Source organism: Desulfothermus okinawensis JCM 13304, assembly GCF_054654515.1.
The window spans coordinates 1-20858 of record NZ_BAAIEW010000021.1 but is presented as its reverse complement, the minus strand read 5'-3'; the positions used below and the strand labels follow the sequence as shown (position 1 = coordinate 20858).

Below are 20858 nucleotides of genomic sequence, written 5' to 3'. Positions count from 1 at the left end.
TATTATTTATTAAGCTCAGGGTGTCTTAATTTATACCATACAGACCCCTTCCACACCTTTTCCATCTCCTCTGTCTTGGACATGAACTTTCTTTTTACATCATCAGGGATTATGTAGATTATCTTTTCAGTTACCATGGATATATATGGAGAGAGCCGTGAAGTGGTGATCAATGAATTTTTGGGGCTCAGAGTAAGGGTAAGCATGAGGATTATAAGACTACACACCAAGGTCCCTTTAACAAATCCAAAAACACCTCCACCTAATCTGTCCAGCCACCCAAGGGATAAGGTCTTTAAAAGTTCCCTTATCATGGCGCCAAGGAGATATAGAATCAAAATAGACCCAATGAATAAGGATGCAAATGCAATAATATTTGCAACTTGAGGGTCTGAGACTATTTTAGTAATGTAATCAGTCAACCTGGTGTAAAAATTTATCGCTATTAAAAAAGAGCCAATTACCCCCACAATCCCTATTATTTCTTTAACTATTCCCCTGATAAAACCCCTGATTAATGTATAGGAGAGTATTATTATAAAAATAATATCCAATTTGTTCATGTGCTATTCCTCTCAACTAAAAAATTTATTTTAAAAATTGAATCTCAAAAATCCTCATTTTTGTCAAATCTGCTGATTCCACTAACTCCAAAGTGTGTATGTGATCTGTGTATGTGTATGTAGTCCAAGGATGAAGGGACCCTTCTACCTTCATCCTTTTGCTAACAACTAACGACTAATAACTAAAGACTAATCACTATTCACTATCACTTAACTCATAACCCAATCAATAATCGGAGCTAAAGGAATAGGCAAATAAAAATATATTAAACTATCATATTTTCTACAATTTTTAAAAGTTCTCTTCCAAATAGAAAATCAAGCTCCCTGTTAGCACCTGTTTTTTCTGTTATATATCTTCTAACCTTCATATCATATGAAAGTATTTTATTCAATTCTTCTTTTTTATGTTTATCTTTGCTGTTTTTATATGAGAAATAGATCCTGAAAAATTTTTTTAAATTGGTTATTCTATCATGTTCTTTTATTATCTTACCCATTGCTGATTGTTCTGGCACTATGTGGAATCTATTTATCCTATCCTTACAATAAAAATTTAAAATATCATCTGTATCCCAGCACTTTAATATCCTACATTCCATTGGCCTGAATTCATATATTGTGCACAGGTTATTTTCACCATCAAAATAAATGCATTCTGAAGTACCGTCTTTTGCCTTTATTTTAACTATTTCCTCCTCAAGATATATGAGCCTTCCAGCTACATTGTCATAAGCAACCTCTCCTTTTCTAAAGGTAATTAAATTTACAGGGGAAATCCTGCCAGAGTCTATATACTCTATATCCTGAATATGGATAGTAGGGGGATTTTTTCTACAACATGTTCCACACCTTTTGCATTGCAAATTATTTATCCCTCTTTTATCCAAGAGCGCATCTCCTCTAATTCTTCTTCCCACGAAGGATCAAATTTTAGTTTTAGAAATTCCATAAATACATTATCAAATATATCCAGGGCCTTTTCAACTAAATAGACCTTTTCAAAAAACACCCCATCGGGGTCTTCATCATCCTGTATCTTTTTGGCGACCTTGGGGGTCTTAAAAGAAGAGAGGGAAAAATCTTCGCTCTTTATAAAAAAGCTCCATTCCTCTCCATTGTATTCAATTATAATCTTTGCAGAACATACCTTTTTGCCATTTTTGAGTCCCTCCCTTACCTCTTTGAACATGGAATTTTTACCAGAAGACATTGCACTTTCTTTAAATTCCCCATCTCCTCCATGTACAACGATCTTATCTCCCATTGTCAAACTAAATATCTCCCCATCCCTGGTCTCAAATGCACCATTATTTTTTTCACTCTTAAACCACAACCACGTCAAAAAATCCTCACCTATTGCCATAGAGAGTTTACTGGACTTTATCTCATCTGCAATATTTTCTATCATTTTCTAGCTCCTATTGGTCCCTATCTAAAATTAATGTTGCTTCCATATGATATGTCTTTGGAAACATATCAAAAAGCGCCATTTTTTTTATTCTAAAACCATTTTTTAACACAGGTCTTATATCCCTTGCTGTATTTACTATATCACAGGAGACCCAGATTATCCTTTTTAAATTCGTGTAGTTAATGAGTTCATGCACAAATTTTGATCCACCAGAACGTGGAGGATCTAAAATTACGCACTCCACCCCATGTTTTTTAATGAGTTCATAAGGTGATTTTTTCCCTAAGTCCATTTTTTTTACAACCAGCTCTGCACCACTGGATCTTTTGAATTCACCCAGAACATTTACTGCCAGAGGATTATTTTCAACTGCAACCACATTTTTCTTGAGTTTAGTTAGGGGCACAGAAAAGTTTCCACATCCAGCATAGAGATCTGCAATATTGTCAAATTCATTTGCAGCATGTATTACAAAATCGACCAAGCTCTGGTTTAAATCCCAGTTGGCTTGAAAAAAAACAGATGGATGAACCTGTAAATTTATATGGTAATCATAATAGGGAAGGATAAGTGGTCCATTATCAAATTCTGTAAATACATCCCTGGTTAAGGGACTGCCACTTATTATTACCTTTTTATCTCGCACAAAAAATTTTTCCCTTAACCTCTCATTTAGGGGATTGGAAAAAAGAAGACACCCCCTTATGGGCACTAACTCATTTGTCTTGAGTTTCTTAAAATGGGCCTTTTTATCTGCCACAAAAACCTGTCCCCTCCACCTGTATCCCCATTTCTTTGGTGATGGGAATACTATAATCTCTTTTTCTTTAAAAAGATCCCTGCTAGTCCTCAAGGATCTTTGAAATTCCTTTATAAATATTTCCTTTTTAAGCTCCAACTCAAATCCATCTTCAATTACCCCAAATCTACAACCACCACATAGGTGGGAAACTTCGCATGGATGGGGAACCCTGTATTTAGATGGACTAAGTATTTTAACGGGCTCTATTTCCACATAATCTTTTTTCTCCTTCACTACCTTACCCAAAACCCTCTCTTCTTGTAGCACAGGTGGGAGTATTATTACCTTTTTACCAGAACTTAATCGCCCAAGCCCCCTTCCCCTCCATATGAGTCTTTCCACAATCACTTCAATCATCACAAAAATCCAAACCTTTTCCTTAATATCCTGGATACTTCTATGGTGTAGTAAATTGCCCTTTCCATGAGTTCTTCTTCTATACCCTGCTCAATTTCCTCTGCTTTGTGGTAGGGATTTTTTTTAAGATCTGTTAAATCAGCATTCTTTAAACAGCACCTGGCAGGGGCAATAAGGGATCTTTTAGCAACATCTATCAAAGAAACCCCTCCATAAAACTCAACCTGTTTCATATAACCCATAAGTTTATCTGCCAGGGTATCTGGAGACTGACCATCCAGAAATACAGAGACAGTTGGAACAAGGCCCCATGATATTGTTTTTCCCTGTTTTACAAATTTTCCAAGGCTAGATGCTGCAGACTTTGTCAATATCTCCATCTGATAAACTTCAATTGAAAGCACATCAATATCAAAGGCCGTCAAAAAATCCATATCCACATTTATACAGAGATGAAGTCCCCTTGGCCTGGGAAATTGGGAAAACAGATCTGTCAATTCTTTTTTCGCCTGAATATCCGTATAACCAGAAAAGGAGGAAAAGGTCCAGGCTATTGCTGGCTCATCAATCCATATGAATGCGTTTTTATTCTTTTTCTTCAACACTCTATCCTGCCACAATATCTTATTTTTCACATAGTGAAATAAAAGCTCTCTTACATCGTCATGATAAATTATTGGCTTGTTTTCTTCATCCAATATCCTGAAACCAAGGTTGATTGGTCCTGTAACCTGTCCTCTAATTGCGGGATATTCAGATAAATCTGTGTTTAAAAATCTATAAAAGGTAAGACTGTGTTCTTTTTTAATCTCAAAAAAAGACTCTTCTTCCATTTTTAGGGAGTAATCACCCAGATCTTCATAAAATTTTGCCCTGTTAAAACGCACCTTCTTATTTTCAAAATCAACTATAATCCCTGGAAAGCCATGGGAAAACTGAACCCACATATCCTCTTTAAAATCTTTCAGGGGAAGCTGTGGCCAGAATGGGATGTCCAGACTCAAAGCAAGCTTAATTGCCCTGGTTACGTCCAGATGGGGCAGTATTCCCATTGATGTGGTATTTAGATAACCCAGAGATGTCCAGTTATTCATGGGGATATTTTCCTTTCTCCAGAGACCCATAAACTGCGGTGGTTTTAAAACCTCCTCTTATGTTGTATATGGTTGTAACTTTTAATCGCTCTGTATCCAGGACCTTTTTTAAATCCTCGTATATCCTCTTTGTTGCCTCTTCCTGATATATCCCAACTTCCTTAAAACTAACCATGTAGTATTTTAAGGATTTAAGCTCAACACATTTACCTCCATCTGGATAATACTCAATTATCACCCTTGCCACATCAGGAAGCCCACTAAATGGACACACTGCCACAAATTCTTTTGTTTCTGTTTTTATATACTCATCTTTTCCATCAAAATCAAAGGTCTCTAAAAAATCAGCCCTGATATGTTCATGTCCCTTAAATGGAAGCTTAAGTCCTTCTGCCTTGGGCATCTTTCCCCCTTTTTTTATTGTTCAACGTTCAAAAAAGCGTCGTCTTTAGATCAATTTTTTTGGAGGCATTAAGAATTTCAATACCTACTATCTTGTCCTCGGAAGTTATGTCTAAATTCACCCCTTTGGAAATTTCTATAACCCCTGCTGGAGTTTCCTCACTCAACTTTAGATACAAGGCGTCTACTTCATCATCATAGTATACTTTCATTTTTCCTCCCTCTTTAACATCATGGATCACTTGTCTCTATGGAGAGCAGCGGGATACCAGTCAACATTTAGTTTGTTCTTGTCTTTGCCCTATTTTTCAATCTCCTATCAAGCCCCAATATCAAAATGGGCCAGGCGATTGTTGCGTCGCATAAAACCTCTGCGAATTTTCCACCTTCATCTTTTGGAACAAACTTCCCCCAGGAGATTCCCTCCTCATAAGTACATCCAGAAAGACCTCCCCAATGAACAGGCTCAGGGCAGATCCTGACTCCATATTGAAATCTTTTAACCTCCCACTTTAAATTGGGAAATTGTTGAAGGCTCATCTCTAAAAATGGCCCCACCTGCTGTGCCCAGTTCCTGGGAACACCCCCACCAATGGTAAATATACCTATCTTTTTTGCATTGGATATACGGTTGGTATAGTGAAATAAATCAATATAGGGATTAAATACAAAGGGCAATTTTTCTGGATCAAAATCATGGGACAAGGAAGGATCCTCTGCCAAAAAATTGCAGGCAATGCTGAGTGCAAGCTCTGAATCTGTAAACGCAGGGATATAGACGGGTACGTCCTTTTCATAGGCACTTTTTAAAATTCCACTGTCTTTATAATTTTCATGTAAATATCTGCCAAGTTCTCTGCAAATTATATAAGAAGATAAGTATTTTTTTTCTTTTAATCTCTTAAACACCTCCCTTACAACAGTTTCTGAATGGATAAAATTTTTTTCAGGCTCCAGGGTATCATAAACCCTGTTTAGACCTGCCTTACAGAGCTCTTTATCATCCATTTCCCCAAAATAATATTTATAGTGTTTCATCCCAATTGCTTCAATAAATCCATGAGCCATGAGGGCACCAGTGGAAATAATAGATTGAACCCAACCTTCATCAATCATCTTGCATATGAGTTTACCCATCTTGGCAACGGTCATTGCTCCTGAAAAGGTGGCAACCACATGGCACTCTGGATCAGTAACCATTGTGTATAAAACATCCAGCGCCTCTCCAAGTTGTCTTCCACCAAATGCAGTCTTAGACATTGCATCTAAAAGTTCATCAAAATCATCTATCTCGTCTGGATCAAAGGGCTTAAGAGGGGTTAGTCCTGCCTCTTCTGGATCTAAATAACTCTCTATGGCTCTCACAAATTGTTTTTTCATCTCTTAACTACCTCTATCCATTAAAAAATTAGTTACATGCTGATGGTATTATCTTATCTTCTATTATTTATTATCTGCTTATTCCATTAACTCCGAAGTCTCAAGCTTTGATGTATCTGTGTATGTGGTCTGTGTCTGTGATCTGTAACTTTCACATACATCCTTCTACCTTTCACTATTCACTAATCACTGTTCACTATAAAGTAGGCACACAATATCCGATTTATAAGCTTTACCACAGTGGATTCAGACACCACCTGATTGGGAATAGGTGCCAGTTCACACACATCCATTCCAACTAACTCTATATCCTGATTACATAAATATATCCAGAAATCATAAAGCCAGGAAAATGGAATACCTCCAGGCTCAGGGGTGCCTGTTCCAGGTACCACAGATGGATCTACTCCATCTACATCAAAGGTTAGATATATTGGTCTATTATTAACAATTTCCTTTACCCTTGTTGCCACATCTTCAGGTGAGAGTTTTAAAAGATCCCATGAATAAAAGGTTGTTATGTGAGGATCATTTTTTAACTTCTTTGATTCTTCCCTGCACAAACTCCTTATGCCAATTTGAATTAGGGGTATATCCAGCTCCCTTACCCTTGCCATTACACATCCATGGGAGTACTTACTTCCCTGAAATTCATCCCTTAAATCAGTATGGGCATCAATTTGTATTACAATTACGTCCTTATACACCTGTTTGTAAAATTTAATTGGCGCCAGGGCAACAGAATGGTCTCCCCCCAATGTAAGCAGAAAATCTTTTTCAGGATCTAAATTGGTGTTTAAATAATTAAAAAGAGACTCAAAAACGTACGCTGGACCTTCAACTGGGGGTTCAAAATAGTCCAGTGTTTTAAATCTAACAACATCTAACAGGTCTGTATTTAACTGCTCATCCCAGGTCTCAACCTCCAATGATGCCCTAAGTATTGCCCTGGGACCCTCTTTTGTCCCTGTTCCATAGGAAACAGCACCTTCATAGGGAACTGGTAATACCACTATTTCTTTGCCCAGACCCTCATTATCTGCATATTTTGAGTACATATATTTCACCTAATGAAAATTCAATATTCAAAGTTCAATGTCTTCCACAAAGTTCATGGTAAAAACACCACCGCTGATATGGTAGTTGTCCACATACCACCAACTCCCCTTGTAACACATGGGGCAGACATGGAGTCTATTATCTTTCCACTCATAAGGTAAATTTCCCTTCGCTCATCATAATCCTTTTCAGGATCAAAATCTATCCCCAGGGTAGTTGCAAGCATTGTAGATGCCAAATCTTCAGCAAAATCTCCTATTTCTTTTTCATCTGCTCCAAAAGCGTGATGTTCTGCAATATATCCATAATGGGACTCATCTGCGGGAAAAGCAATTCCCACTGCAGCCCCAACCAATCGTCCCTTCTCATTGGTGGCATTTTTTGCCATAACACAATATGTTATTTGCCCTGGTTTTAATTCCTTTATTCCCTCTTCAATGGGAATCACCTGACATTTTGGAGGGAAAATACTTGAAACATACACAAGATTTTGCTTTTCTATTCCAGCATCCCGAAGGGCCAGCTCAAAGGACTGAAGCTTATTTTTATGTATACCAATCCCCTTTGTAAAAAAGGCCTTTTTGGGAACAAATGTCATCTTTTGCCTCCTTGTCTGTGTCTGTGTATGTGTATGTGTCTGTGTATAAAGTTCAACGTTCAAGGTTCAATGTTCAACGTTTTAGTACCCTTCACCTTACCACTATACCACTATACCAAAAATAGCTAAAATCTGTTTTTTTCCCTGATAATGTATTTTTTAAAACCCATTTTTTCAATTAATTCCATCTTTGTTTTTATATCATGGATCCCGCCCTTTAGCACAACTAACACCCTGTAAAAGTTCTGGTCATTTATTTTTACACCCTCAATTTTTGCCGGGATATTTTTGTGGTTTAATCTATCTGCCAGGGACATGGCATCTTCTTTCTTCTTAAATGAGCTTATTTGTATTACATACTTGTAATAGGTATTACTGTCTCTTTTGTTATTCAACCTAACAGACTGAGACTTGCTCTTGTTATATCTTTGTGCATAAGATACTTCTTTATCTATACTATTTTGTCTGACCTTTTTCAAAAAAGTTAGCTCAGTTGGACTGAGGACCTTTTCTTTAGAGGTATTATTTTTACTTTGTGTAGCTTTTAAAGGAGAGGACAATACCTTTTTCTTTAGAGGGGTGATAACATCAATGGGCCCATATCCTCTACCCACGATAACCCCAAGAATAAAGGCCCACACTATAGCCAGAAAAAAAACAAACCCTGCAAAAATACATCCTCTAATATTCAGGGTTACATGGAAACCACCTTTAGTTGATTTCTTTTTTGTACCAGTCTGAGCCCGACTCTGGTTCTTTGCTTTTGCCAATTTCTACATCCTTTCAGGGGCATCAACCCCAAGCAAAAAAAGAGATGTCTTAATGACCTGACCAATACCCTTGAGAAGATATAACCTTGCTTCTGTAAGTTTTCTGTCTTCTGCACCAAGTATTGGATATTTATTGTAATATTTGTGAAAAAGGCCTGATAACTCTATTACATAAAAGGTAAGTATATGAGGTGAAAGCAACCTTGCACACGTCAAGACAGTCTCTTTAAACTCATTTAGTTTTTTTAGGATCTCAATCTCTTCCTGCTCATTTAGTCTATTTATCACCTGGCCTGGTTCTGATTCCATGAATATATCCCGTTCACTTGCCTTTGCAAAGACAGAACAGATCCTTGCATGCGCATATTGGCAATAATAAACTGGATTTTCCATTGTCTTTTGTTTTGCCACTTCCAGGTCAAAATCAAGATGGCTATCGCTCTTTCTAGACAAAAATTGAAACCTGGTGGCATCCACACCAACTTCCTCTATTACCTGGGAAAGGGTTACAAACTCCCCTGCCCTTGTTGACATGGAGACCTGTTTTCCACCACGTACCAGATTGACCAGTTGTATGAGTATCACCTGAAAATCTTCTCTACTTTTACCAAGTGCCTCAATTGCCGCCTTCATCCTGGGGATGTACCCATGGTGATCTGCTCCCCATATGTCAATTAAGAGATCAAATCCCCTATCTATCTTGTCTTTATGATATGCAATATCTGATGCAAAGTAGGTTAGATCCCCATTTGATTTTTTCAACACCCTGTCCTTATGGTCTCCAAATTTGGTTGATAAAAACCAGAGTGCCCCATCTTTTTCATATATAAGTCCCTTATCTTTTAAATATGAAAACATCCTGTCCACTGCTCCACTCTCAACCAGAGACCTTTCAGAAAACCATCTATCATGATGTACTTTAAATTTTTTTAGATCTTCCTGAATTTCCTTTAAAATTATGTCCTTACCTATATCTGAACAAATCCCTATGGCCTTATCTTCAGGTAAATCAAGCAGGCCTTTGCCATATTTTTCTACTACCCTTTTGGCAACATCCACAATATATTCACCCTTATAAGAATCCTCCTCAAGGCCATCATTAAAGCCCATAAGTTGTCTATATCTAGTATATATACTTTTGCCTAAAATCTTTATCTGCCTTCCTGCATCATTTACATAATATTCTGTGGCAACATTATAGCCTGCAAACTTTAATATGCGAGATAGACTATCACCAACTGCCGCCCCCCTGCCGTGGCCAACGTGCAAGGGGCCTGTTGGATTTGCTGACACATATTCAATTAGGACCTGCTTTCCTCTGCCAAAATCACTTTTGCCATATTCATCTTTTGATTCAAGGATATCCAGAATTTCCTTTTGCCAGAAAGAATTGGACAAGGTGAAATTTAAAAAACCAGGACCTGCAATATCTATTTTTTCTATATATTCCTGCTCATTGCTTAATATATAATCCTTAATCTTTTGAGCAATATTTCTTGGGGAATCTTTGAGTTTTTTACTTAAGAGCATGGCAATATTTGTTGCAATATCCCCAAATTTCTTCTCCCTTGGAGGCTCAATCTGAACCCTTTCAGGAAAATCCCAACCAAAACTCTTTATGGCTTCCCTTAAAATAGTTTCAAGAAAACAAGTAGCATTCATAATGGTAGTCCCCTTAACTATCAATTGATTCACAATCCCATTGTTCTTTCTTATCCACTAAAATCCTCCTGAGCAGGCCACACAAAATCCCTTTAGGGCCAAGCTCCAACCACTTCCTAACCCCCATCTCCCATTGATTATCTATTATTTGATTAAAATATACTGGACTGATCATCTGTGTTTTCATTATATCCTTTATCTTCTCTCCCTGGGTTTCCACTAAGGCAGTTGCATTAAAAAATATGGGTACTTCAGCATTGTTAAATTGAAACCTGTCCATATATCTGGCAAGCTCTTTTGCTGCATCTTTCATCAATAGAGAGTGGAAAGCACCAGAGACTGGAAGGACAACAGCCCGAGCCCTTCTTTGCTTTGCAATCTCAACTGCCATCTCTACAGCTTCTCTATCACCGCTAATTACCAGTTGTTTAGGACTATTGTAATTGGCAATACATAAAACCTTTTCTGAATTACTGGCTGCCTCATGGACAATTTTTTCCACATCTTCTTTTGTGAGTTTTAATATTGCAGCCATCTTTCCTGGAGAATCCAGACCTGCCTCATACATGAGTTTTCCCCTGAGAGACACCAATTTAAGTCCTTCATCTAATCCAAGGACCTTAGACACAATTAGGGCTGGATATTCACCCACACTGTGTCCTGCTAAAAAATCTACATTGGGCCTGTATTTTTCCCATAGACTGATACCTACAACACATAGGGCTGGCTGCTGGTATATGGTTTTGACCATTTCCTCTTCATCCCCATCCCAGTATATCTCCCTGAGTGGTGCTCCTGATATTTTTTCTGCTTTTTTCCAGAGCTCCATAATATCCTTATCACTATCAGCCAGGTCTTTTCCCATTCCCTTTTCTTGAGAGCCCTGACCTGGGAATAACACACATATTTTTTTCTCTTGCATAAATACCTCTCCTAAATGTTTGGTGATGGTCATGATACTTAAACCGCTCAAGGGAGGTAGGTCAACAAAATAACATGCACAAAAATATACAAAAAACTCTACATCACCAATTGACCTCAAGTCTCACTTTGTTGCCAGACCTATTGGAAAAATAGATAAATCCCCTCTCCTTACCAAATAAATATACATCCCTGGTCACTTCCACATCCTTTTTGCAATATTCAACGATTCTGTCTATCTTTCCCTGTTTCCACCACCTAAGGGCCAAAAGACCATTTGCACTCTTTCCCACATTTAAAGTTGATTTGGCCACATTGTCCAAAGAGATTCTATATCCAAGTCTTTTGTGTATTTCAATTAATAGATCTAAGGTAGGCAGGGATGTTAAATCAAAGGATGCATATGGACCAAGTACTGAATAGTCAAACTTCTTTATGTTGTATCCAATTATTAAATCAAGTCCTTTTAACTCATCAAATAACCTGTCTAAATTTTCTTCATAAAAAACCAGATAATCATCTTCTTTAACGGAATACAAAACTGCACAACTGACCCTCATTGCATGTGCATTCTTCCACCCACCAACTTCTTGAGCGGACTTCTGGGTCTCTATATCCAGCACCCCGAAATTAATATTTTCTTCTCCATAACCATGCTTTCTTAACATATTGTTTCTTACCTCAGAATGCTTGCAGACAATTTCAGATAAGGATTTCTGGCTACTTCTTTGATTATTAGAAAAATTATTATAAACAAGATCCATAATATGTTTAGTACACTCCTTGTCCAGAGGACGATTACCTGATCCACATTTTGGAGAATGAATACACTTAAAACAACCCAAGCTGCAGTCGCAGGAAGACAAAATATCCCTTGCTATTGAAAATAAAACATCTATTTTCTCATATCCTTCCTTTGATATACCTATCCCGCCTTCAACACCATCATATATAAACACTACTGGAGATTTTAATTCTTCATTATAGTCCATGGAAATTCCACCTATATCATTCCTATCCATAAGCACCACATAGGGCATAACCCCAATTAATAAGTGTTCTAAACCGTGTATGCCTCCCATAAAATGCATATATCTTTTTTCTGCATTCTCTTTAAATTCAGATGGGAACTGGATCCACAATCCCTGGGTTTCAAAATCAAGGGGATCTAAATTAAGCTCATTAAAAGTTAGCAGACTGTGGTCTTTTATCCTCCTTTTTTCAAATCCCAGAAAAACCTCTTTAATCTTAAGTCTACCAAATTCAATCTTTAATTTATTAAACTCTTTTGTATCATGAGTATCTAAAATTGAAGTGGATTTTTTCACAATGAGTTTTGTGAAATATTTTACATTCACACTTTTTAAGACCACCTGCTTTTCCAATACATTTAAATCTTCTACTTTATATGTCCTGGTATTGTGAAGGTATATAGCCCCTGGATATGTCTCATGATATGCCCTGTATCTATCAATTGTTCCAATTACTGTTCCATCATTTTTTATTATTATAAAATTATTTGAACCTGACCTTAAATGTACCTTTTTGTGTATATGAGAATCTGTTGAGTAAATTTCCCCTGTTTTCTCATCCTGAATTAAAAGACCTCTATCTATAAGCTTTTCAATACAACTTTGAACATTGAACTTTGAACTTTGAACACTAAATAGAGCACCTCTTTCCCTTTGCCCGTTTGTCTCTCCCATTTTTATGGGCATCTCACAGGCTGCACACATGAGGTGTCTTGTCATTATCTGTTCATTATACGGGTTTATGGAAACATTTTCTGGTGTTAATTTAAAAAACTTTTCAGGGTGGGATAGGATATATTGATCTAAGTTGTCCTCTCCTCCAATTAACACAACCCCACTTTTTTGCATTTTTCTGCCTACCCTGCCTGATCGCTGAAAAAAAGACATAATTGAACCAGGATAGCCAACAAGTATACAAAGATCCAGTCCACCAATATTAATACCTGCCTCAAGTGCTGAAGTAGAGACTACCCCGATTATATCTCCTTTTGCCAGTCCTGCTTCAATCTCCCTTCTATCTTCAGGTAGAAGTCCAGCCCGGTACACACTTACCTTATGCCCAAGGGGACCTAGTCTTATTTTTGTCCAGGAACCAATTAGTTCTGTTAATTTTCTTGAATTTGTGTACACAATGGTCTTTATCCCCCTTAACACAGCAGACTTTAGCAACATAAAACCGGTTTTTGCTGGACCATATAACATTGGATTTATGAAAATATATTCCTGATCTCCCTTAGGGGCTCCACTTTCTGAAATCAAGATAGCTTTTCTACCTGTCAATTTTTCAATGAGCTCTTCTGGATTTCCAATTGTTGCTGAACAAAATATAAAAATTGGATAAGCACCAAAGAAATTACATATTCTAATGAGCCTTCTAAACACCCAGGCCATGTGGGAACCCATAACCCCTTTGTATGTATGAACCTCGTCTACTACGATAAATTTGAGGTTCATAAAAAACTCTTTCCAGCTAATATAGTTTGGCAAAATACCCACATGTAGCATATCTGGGTTGGTTATAAGTACATTGGGGGGATTTTGTCTGACCCTATACCTCTTAAAATAGGACACATCCCCATCATATACCTCTAAAGTAGGCCCATTTATACATGGAGGCAGGAGTTTTATAAAATTTTTAAACTCCTTTAACTGGTCCTGGGCAAGGGCCTTTAAGGGAAATAGATATAAGGCAGTTGTTGAATTATCTTTTAAGTACTCATTTAATACAGCCAAATTGTAGATAAGGGACTTACCACTTGCAGTGGGGGTGGCAACTGCCACATCTGTGCCCTGATTAATTAATTTAAGCGCACTGGCCTGGTGAGAATAGAGTTTTTTTATTGAATTCTTTTCTAAGAGAACCTTTATATCTTTATTTAAGAAATCTAAAGTTTCATAGTCTGGGTCATTTCCTTTAATCTGTCCTGTGTAAACTATCTGATCTTTAAATATCTTAGAGGCCCTTAAGTCATAGAAAAACCTATCCAGCGAAGGGAGGTTGCTGTGAGGATCATTTTTCTTATGATTCATGGTTTTACTGAGATATTGTATTTCTTCATCTTATATTGAAGCAAGCTCTTTGAAATACCCAGCATCTTTGCTGCCTTTACCTGAATAAAATTGCTTTTTACAAGGGCGCGTTTTATTAGGGCTGCTTCGATCTTTTCCAGGGATTCACTTAAATTGATATTGTCAGGGAGCATGTCCACAGCACTTTTAAATTGCCTGGACTCATCCTTTAATTCTGCTGGGAGATCTTCAGCAGAGATTTCATGGGACTGTGTTAAGACCACTGTGCTCTCTATGATATTCTCCAGTTGCCTCACATTGCCAGGCCAATTATATGCGGTTAAAAGTTGCATGGCATCAGGGGTAAAACCCTTTATCTGTTTTTTGTTTTCTTCACTGTATTTTTTCAAAAAATGGATAGCCAATAGGGGAATATCTTCTGTACGCTCCCTCAAAGGAGGAATTTGGATATTAACCACATTTAGCCTATAATATAAGTCTTCTCTGAATCTACCTTCTTCTACTTCTTTCTTTAAATCCTTATTTGTTGCGGCTATAACCCTGAAATCTGACTTCAAGGTCTTTATCCCTCCAACCCTTTCAAATGCATGTTCCTGGATTACACGTAGCAATTTGGGCTGAAGTTCAATTGGAAATTCTCCAATTTCATCTAAAAAAATAGTTCCTCCATTGGCCAGTTCAAATTTTCCCCTTTTCTGGGCAATTGCTCCAGTAAAAGAACCTTTTTCATGTCCAAAGAGCTCACTCTCTAACACCCCTGGATTTAGGGCAGTACAATTTATTGCAATAAATGGCTCATTTTTCCTTGAAGAACAGTAGTGTATGGCCCTGGCAACCAGTTCCTTTCCTGTTCCAGATTCACCGGTTATAAGTACATTTGCATTGGTTGCAGCCACTTTTTTTATAAGAATGTGCAACTCTTTTATTGCTGAACTAACTCCAATTATCTTTTTTATGCAGTGGTTCTCCTCAATGGATTCTAATAGTAGTCTGTTTTTTCTATAGGCATCTGACATCTTGACTGCCTTACTCACAGAAAGCAAAAGATCGTCATTGGAAAAGGGCTTATTTATATAGTCAAATGCCCCACACTTCATTGCTTCCACAGCCCCATCAACAGAACCATAGGCGGTCATTATAATCACAGGCAAATGGGGATGTATTTCCCTGACCCTCTCAAGTAGTTCCTGGCCATTTATACCTGGCATTTTAAAATCCGTTATAACCACATCAACTTCTGATTCCTTAAGATACATAAGGGCCATTTCTGGATCCTGCATTACAGTTACTTCATATCCCTCTTCTGAGAGAAGGGCATCTAACAATATCAAATAGTTTTTTTCATCATCCACTACTAGTATGTGGGGAGAAGACATATGATTTGACTCCTGTATGTAGTTAAGTCTGTGTCTGTGATCTGTGTCTAAAGTTCAACGTTCAAGGTTCAATGTTTTAGTACTCTTCATCCTTCTACCTTCTACTAATCACTAATAATAACTAAAGACTAATCGCCCTTCTACCTTTCACCTCTCACTATTCACTAATCACTAACCACAACCTGGGTCCGTGCCCAGTGCTAATCTGGAAATTTGAGTTTAACCAATCCACCATTTTCATTTTTAAGCTCTATTTCCACCCCATGTCCTTTTAAAATATTATAAGCAATGGGAAGTCCCAGTCCAGTACCAAAATCCTTTGTGGTGAAAAATGGCTCTAAATACTTTTCCATAAATGGTTCTTCAAATCCTGGACCAGAGTCTTTGATTATAAGTGAATCTTTGTCCCATTTAATTTCTATCTTTCCATGAGCATCTATTGCATCCATTGCATTGTTAATAATATTGTATATTGCCCTGTATAAAAGATTTTTATCTCCTTTTATTGTAAGGGTTTCTGGAAGATCTATCTTAAATTCAATATCTCTTTTGATTGCCTCTTGTTTAAAAAATGCAATACACTCATTTACAATAGTTACCAGGTCTATTTCTTCTAGTTTTGGCTCTTTTGGTCTTGCGTAATCTAGAAAGTCATTTACAATATTTGAGAGCCTCTTTGACTCCTCAAAAATTGCCTTAGACAGCTTAGATGCAGCCCCTTTTTCATTTGCAAATTTCTTAGAGAGCATCTCAGCACTACTTTGTATTATTCCAAGGGGATTTTTTATTTCATGGGAAATGGTTGCCACCATCCTTCCCATGGATGCGAGCTTTTCATTTTGATATACTGCCCTCTCCAGCTCTTCCTTTTCTTTAATCCTCTCCTGAAGTATCCTATCGGCCCTGAGTATCACCACATAGAGTAAAATAAAGAGTATTAGTGAGGAGAAAAAAACAGCTATTGTTATTAAAAATTGAAAATAGTAGATGGTTTCATAGTCCTCGGATATGTCCTGGGAAAATTCTAAGATGCCCACCACTTCTCCAGCATTTTTAGGAAAAAGTTCCCGCTCGACCCTTAAAGGGAATAGAGTCACAAGTACAACAGATTTTTTTTCAAGTTTAAATGGCCAGATATTAAAACCCCTTTTTTTAATTACCTTAAACTGAATACCTCTGCTTAAAGCATCTTTAAATATAGACATGGGCTTTTTTGTCCCCAAAAGGTCTTTGTTAGTAGAATAAGACACCATGCCCTTTAAATCATATATCTTTATGTTCAGGACCTTAAAACCATGTATAGTTGACTGAACAACAAGATCCAGACGCTCATATTGCTCTTTTTTTCTCAGTTCCACCCGTCCAAAACCAAGGACTGTGGGGAGTAAAAATCTCTGATAAATCTGATGGTTTAGGTTCTCGGCCAGGAGTTTTGCAAATTGTTTGTCCTTTTTTAGCACTGTCTCTTTGGCATAATTACTGATAATAACAGTTAAAAAAAGTCCTGAACCTACAATCAATATAAGAGAGGTCCAGGACAAAAATTTTGCCAGTTGAAAGGGATGTGCTGGATCTGGAGTGAGCCTGGGGATTGTCATAGTGCTTTTAATGCCTTTTCTACTTGATCCATTGCTTTTTCCAAAACAGAGATATCCACTGCATATGAAAACCTGATACACCTATCATCTCCAAAAGCAATTCCAGGAACCAGGGCAACATTTGCTTTTTCCAGAAGGTATTCACACAATCTTTGAGAACTATTGATCTTGTCTGTGTACAAATTATCTACCCTTGGAAAAACATAAAAGGCACCCATTGGCTCTGGGCATATAATCCCTTCAATTGAATTTATCCTGCCAAGTATATAGTTTCTCCTCTCAAAAAACTTTTTTCTGTTTTCTTCTAAAAAGGATAAATCTCCTAAGAGGCCCCTTAGGGCAGCCATTTGAGATATTGAGCATACATTTGACGTGGATTGCCCCTGTAATTTTGACAGATTCTTTATAACCAAGCTATCTGATATCACGTATCCAATCCTCCACCCTGGTACAGCAAAGCTCTTGGCAAGACCATTTACTATGGCCACTTTGTCGGGGTATTTTTTAAACCACTTTGAGGCAGATGTGGGATGAGCTGGGGGGTATATAAGCTGGTCATATATTTCATCAGAAATTATAAAAATGCCCTTGCTTATTGCAAATTCACATATCTCATCAAATTTATCCTGAGAATAATGACACCCTGTTGGATTTGATGGAGTATTTAAAACCAATATCTTGGTCTTTTCTGTGACATATTTTTCAAGCTCTGAAGGTGAGGTCATAAAATTGTTTTCAGCCTCTGTTGGAACTATCTTTGGAGTCCCTCCTGCCAAAATCACCATGTCAGGGTAACTGAGCCAATATGGAGCTGGAATCAATACCTCATCACCAGGATCTACTAAGATCTGCATAAGATTGTATAGACCTTGCTTTCCTCCATTTGTAATAATTACGTTTTCCCTCTTTGCACCTGCATTATAAAATCTGTTATAATATTCACAAACAGCGTCCAACACCTCTGGAAGTCCAGCAGCAGGTGTATATTTTGTCATCAATTTATCAATGGCCTCCCTGGCTCCTTTTAGAACACTTTCTGGAGGGGCAAGATCTGGTTGTCCAACAGCTAAGCTAATTACTTCTACTCCCTGGGATTTAAGTTCTGCGGCCTTGGCATTCATGGCCAGGGTAGCTGAGGGCTTTACCATTGAAATCCTTCTGGAAAATTCTGCCATATATATCTCCTTGATTTTTTATGTTAAAATCTGTTTGAACTTTTTAGAATTTCCCTATACTTTTTCTTTTGCTTGAAAAAATTTTGTAGCAAAAATAAATGTCCCTGTAAACTTACTGAACACATGGCTGGAGGATTTTAAATGTATAAATTAATTCTTTTTTTTATTGTAGGGATAATCTTTGGAGTTTTTTTAAAAAAACATAATGCATTAATAAGAATATGCCAGAGATTGTGCGAACTCTCAGTATTTTTACTTCTATTTATACTTGGTTTTTTAATGGGTTCAAATCCATCTATCATGAAAAACCTGTTTTCAATGGGATATGATGCCCTTATCATATCTGTATTTTCCATAATTGGAAGCATCTTGCTTATTTTGCCAATTGAGAGGAAGATAAAATGAGATTTAGCGCCTTGTTGCTGTGTTTTTTTTGTGTGGGAATTATATTTGGAATTTTTCACATAATACCAAGAGAGACTATTATAACATACTCTGTAGAAGATTATCTTTTGTATATGTTACTTTTTCTTGTGGGCATCTCAATTGGGAGCGACCAATCTGCCTTAAAGGGAATATTTAAAATAAATCTCATAACAGCCCTGGTACCAATACTAGTTGCAGTTGGCTCGATTTTAGGAGCAGCTGCTGCTTTTTTCCTTGTATCTATTCCTGATCTAAAAGAATGCATGGCCATTGGAGCTGGCTTTGGATACTACAGCCTATCCAGCATTATAATTGGTAAAATAAGGGGAGAGGCAATAGGTGCTATAGCCCTTATATCAAACATAATAAGGGAGGTTGTGACCCTGGTCTCTGCTCCAATACTCGCAAGATATATTGCAAAACTTGCCCCAATTGCATCAGGTGGAGCAACTTCCATGGACACAACACTCCCTGTTATCTACAAATATGCAGGCAATAAATATTCTTTAATCTCAATAATAAATGGCGCAGTGCTAAGCACTTTGGTTCCCATTTTAATACCCATAATTCTCGCTTAAAAATATATGTATCCAGAAAAATTTCCCAGAGGACTTTTGCAACCTGAAAAGGGACACAAATTCTCGATTGACTCTGTTTTTTTATCCTGCTTTATAAGACCAAAAAAAAGGGACAAAATAATCGATCTTGGCTGTGGATGCGGTGTTATCTCCATAGGTGTTTTATTAAAAAATCTTAAATTAGACCTAAAAATAGTTGGGCTCGAGGTGGACAGGGCAATGATTGAGTGTGCCAAAAAAAATGCAAAAAACTTTGGGGTTGATAAAAATTTTATTTGTATTTTGGGGGATGTAAGAAGAATAAAAAAAACAAAAGGACTAAGGGCAGGGGAATTTGATTTAGGGGTCATAAATCCCCCATACAGAAACAGACAAATGGGGAGGGTTTCACCCAATTTAGATAAAAATAGGGCTAGATTTGAGGAAGGGGCCACATTAGATGATTTTATTTATGCTGGAAACTATCTGGTAAAAAACAGGGGAACACTCTGCATTGTGTATTTAGCAGAAAGAATGGGTTATCTATTTTCTGTTCTAAAAAAATATAATTTTGAGCCAAAAAGAATTAAATTCATCCATGGACACAAAAAAAAATCATCAAAAGTATTCTTGATTGAAGCAGTAAAAAATGGAAGCCCATATTTAACAGTTGAACCGCCACTGATCCAGTACAGAGATGATTCTGGAAAAAATGAATACACCCAGGATGTCCTTAATTTTTGTCCATTTTTAAAGGGAGATTGTAAATGGTAAACGAACTGGTTCAGTTAGCCAGGGGACTTGCTTATTCACATCCGATTCTATGCTACAGCTTTGTATTTCTAATGTCCTATTTGGAGTCCTTTGCATTTGTAGGTCTTGTTATGCCTGGTGCTGCCTTTGCATTCTCAGTTGGTCTTATGGCCTATCATGGAATTTTAAATATCTATTACTCCATTTTTGCAGGGGCCATTGGTGCTATCATGGCTGATTTCTCGAGCTTTTTTCTGGCAAAGTTTATAAGAGACAGAAAAACATTTTTAAAACTTTACAAAAAATACTCTGAGTACATAAAAAAAGGAGAAGAATTTTTTAATAAATATGGAGGAATAAGTGTTTTTGTGGGAAGGTTTATAGGCGTTTTCAGGCCTGTTATACCATTTGTTGCAGGTCTCTTAGATATGAAACCTGTTTTTTTTATTATTTTCTCATCACTTAGTGGAATACTCTGGGGTATATCCTATTTTGGATCAGGCTACCTGGTTGGAATGGGAATATCATATCTGGATTTCACAGACTACAAAGTGATTATTCTTTTGCTTCTTATTATTTTATTTGTTTATGTATTTACAAAAAGAATGAAAAATAACACTGAGGGATGATTTATAAGATAAACCTTCTTTTCAAAATTTATTGCCACGTCAATCAATAAACTTAAATACCACAATTAAGATTGTTATCATTGTAAATCCAAGACTCATAAACTTAAACATCATATCAAATCTCTTGTTAATATCTTCAAATCTTTTATTCATATCATCAAAGCCCTGTTTCACTACTTCAATTAAAACTTTTAGATCTGATTTGGTCTCTTCATGTTTATATTCAACTTCTTCTATTTTAGATATCTTTTCGCTAAGTA

General features: G+C 36.9%; 21 protein-coding genes and 1 pseudogene. 4 read left to right on the top strand and 18 right to left on the bottom strand.

Going from position 1 to position 20858, the window contains the following annotated elements; genetic code table 11:
* Positions 1–2: 2 nt before the first annotated feature.
* The 17 genes from ACYQ0O_RS08975 to ACYQ0O_RS08895 form a co-directional block, all read right to left on the bottom strand.
* A complete protein-coding gene (locus ACYQ0O_RS08975; RefSeq protein WP_075068996.1) occupies positions 3–563 on the bottom strand; it encodes a CvpA family protein in 561 nt (186 codons plus the stop codon).
* A gap of 266 nt (positions 564–829) precedes the next feature.
* A complete protein-coding gene (locus ACYQ0O_RS08970; protein ID WP_459892267.1) occupies positions 830–1453 on the bottom strand; it encodes a YkgJ family cysteine cluster protein in 624 nt (207 codons plus the stop codon).
* Positions 1435–1974 carry a hypothetical protein gene (locus ACYQ0O_RS08965; RefSeq protein ID WP_459892265.1) on the bottom strand — a complete coding sequence of 180 codons (540 nt, stop codon included), beginning with the start codon at positions 1972–1974 and terminating at the stop codon, positions 1435–1437. Before ACYQ0O_RS08965 ends, ACYQ0O_RS08970 begins: the two co-directional genes overlap by 19 nt.
* Positions 1975–1984: 10 nt before the next feature.
* On the bottom strand, positions 1985–3136 hold the full coding sequence (locus ACYQ0O_RS08960) for a class I SAM-dependent RNA methyltransferase (protein WP_459892263.1): 1152 nt from the start codon (positions 3134–3136) through the stop codon (positions 1985–1987).
* Positions 3136–4230 carry a uroporphyrinogen decarboxylase/cobalamine-independent methonine synthase family protein gene (locus ACYQ0O_RS08955; protein WP_459892261.1) on the bottom strand — a complete coding sequence of 365 codons (1095 nt, stop codon included), beginning with the start codon at positions 4228–4230 and terminating at the stop codon, positions 3136–3138. The genes ACYQ0O_RS08960 and ACYQ0O_RS08955 overlap by 1 nt, the downstream gene beginning before the upstream one ends.
* Positions 4223–4633 carry a preQ(1) synthase gene (gene queF, locus ACYQ0O_RS08950; protein WP_459892259.1) on the bottom strand — a complete coding sequence of 137 codons (411 nt, stop codon included), beginning with the start codon at positions 4631–4633 and terminating at the stop codon, positions 4223–4225. Before queF ends, ACYQ0O_RS08955 begins: the two co-directional genes overlap by 8 nt.
* A gap of 28 nt (positions 4634–4661) precedes the next feature.
* Positions 4662–4844 carry a DUF2283 domain-containing protein gene (locus ACYQ0O_RS08945; RefSeq protein WP_459892257.1) on the bottom strand — a complete coding sequence of 61 codons (183 nt, stop codon included), beginning with the start codon at positions 4842–4844 and terminating at the stop codon, positions 4662–4664.
* 67 nt (positions 4845–4911) lie between these two features.
* Positions 4912–6012 carry a deoxyhypusine synthase family protein gene (locus tag ACYQ0O_RS08940; RefSeq protein ID WP_459892255.1) on the bottom strand — a complete coding sequence of 367 codons (1101 nt, stop codon included), beginning with the start codon at positions 6010–6012 and terminating at the stop codon, positions 4912–4914.
* Positions 6013–6194: 182 nt separating this feature from the next.
* Positions 6195–7070, bottom strand: coding sequence for an agmatinase (speB, locus tag ACYQ0O_RS08935; protein WP_459892253.1), 876 nt, complete (start codon positions 7068–7070; stop codon positions 6195–6197).
* A gap of 53 nt (positions 7071–7123) precedes the next feature.
* Entirely contained in the window at positions 7124–7669 is a 546-nt protein-coding gene (locus ACYQ0O_RS08930) for a pyruvoyl-dependent arginine decarboxylase (RefSeq protein ID WP_459892251.1), read from the bottom strand.
* A 125-nt stretch (positions 7670–7794) separates the two neighbouring features.
* The gene (locus ACYQ0O_RS08925; protein WP_459892249.1) at positions 7795–8439 is read right to left on the bottom strand and encodes an SPOR domain-containing protein; all 645 of its coding nucleotides are present in this window, start codon (positions 8437–8439) and stop codon (positions 7795–7797) included.
* 3 nt (positions 8440–8442) lie between these two features.
* Positions 8443–10101, bottom strand: a complete 1659-nt coding sequence (gene argS, locus ACYQ0O_RS08920) for an arginine--tRNA ligase (protein WP_459892247.1) — start codon at positions 10099–10101, stop codon at positions 8443–8445.
* A gap of 13 nt (positions 10102–10114) precedes the next feature.
* The gene (fabD, locus tag ACYQ0O_RS08915; protein WP_459892245.1) at positions 10115–11023 is read right to left on the bottom strand and encodes an ACP S-malonyltransferase; all 909 of its coding nucleotides are present in this window, start codon (positions 11021–11023) and stop codon (positions 10115–10117) included.
* A gap of 103 nt (positions 11024–11126) precedes the next feature.
* Positions 11127–14084 (bottom strand): DEAD/DEAH box helicase, encoded by a 2958-nt coding sequence (locus tag ACYQ0O_RS08910; protein WP_459892243.1) that lies wholly within the window; start codon positions 14082–14084, stop codon positions 11127–11129.
* On the bottom strand, positions 14081–15460 hold the full coding sequence (locus tag ACYQ0O_RS08905; RefSeq protein WP_459892241.1) for a sigma-54-dependent transcriptional regulator: 1380 nt from the start codon (positions 15458–15460) through the stop codon (positions 14081–14083). The genes ACYQ0O_RS08910 and ACYQ0O_RS08905 overlap by 4 nt, the downstream gene beginning before the upstream one ends.
* Before the next feature lie 200 nt (positions 15461–15660).
* Positions 15661–17139: a sensor histidine kinase gene (locus tag ACYQ0O_RS08900; protein WP_459892239.1), complete on the bottom strand. Its 1479-nt coding sequence runs from the start codon at positions 17137–17139 to the stop codon at positions 15661–15663.
* Positions 17055–18233, bottom strand: a complete 1179-nt coding sequence (locus ACYQ0O_RS08895; RefSeq protein ID WP_459892237.1) for a pyridoxal phosphate-dependent aminotransferase — start codon at positions 18231–18233, stop codon at positions 17055–17057. The genes ACYQ0O_RS08900 and ACYQ0O_RS08895 overlap by 85 nt, the downstream gene beginning before the upstream one ends.
* 141 nt (positions 18234–18374) lie before the next feature.
* On the opposite strand from ACYQ0O_RS08895, the gene ACYQ0O_RS08890 reads away from it, so the two are divergent.
* Genes ACYQ0O_RS08890 through ACYQ0O_RS08875 form a run of 4 tightly spaced genes read left to right on the top strand, consistent with a single transcriptional unit; the run spans position 18375 to position 20598 of the window.
* Positions 18375–18638 (top strand): LysO family transporter, encoded by a 264-nt coding sequence (locus ACYQ0O_RS08890; protein ID WP_459892235.1) that lies wholly within the window; start codon positions 18375–18377, stop codon positions 18636–18638.
* Complete coding sequence (locus tag ACYQ0O_RS08885; protein WP_459892233.1) at positions 18635–19237, top strand: LysO family transporter; 603 nt, start codon at positions 18635–18637, stop codon at positions 19235–19237. The genes ACYQ0O_RS08890 and ACYQ0O_RS08885 overlap by 4 nt, the downstream gene beginning before the upstream one ends.
* A gap of 6 nt (positions 19238–19243) precedes the next feature.
* Positions 19244–19990, top strand: coding sequence for a tRNA1(Val) (adenine(37)-N6)-methyltransferase (locus ACYQ0O_RS08880; RefSeq protein ID WP_459892231.1), 747 nt, complete (start codon positions 19244–19246; stop codon positions 19988–19990).
* Positions 19984–20598 carry a DedA family protein gene (locus ACYQ0O_RS08875; RefSeq protein ID WP_459892229.1) on the top strand — a complete coding sequence of 205 codons (615 nt, stop codon included), beginning with the start codon at positions 19984–19986 and terminating at the stop codon, positions 20596–20598. Before ACYQ0O_RS08880 ends, ACYQ0O_RS08875 begins: the two co-directional genes overlap by 7 nt.
* A 39-nt stretch (positions 20599–20637) precedes the next feature.
* Here ACYQ0O_RS08875 and ACYQ0O_RS08870 read toward each other — a convergent pair.
* Positions 20638–20858, bottom strand: a pseudogene (locus ACYQ0O_RS08870) (hypothetical protein); the annotation flags it as partial.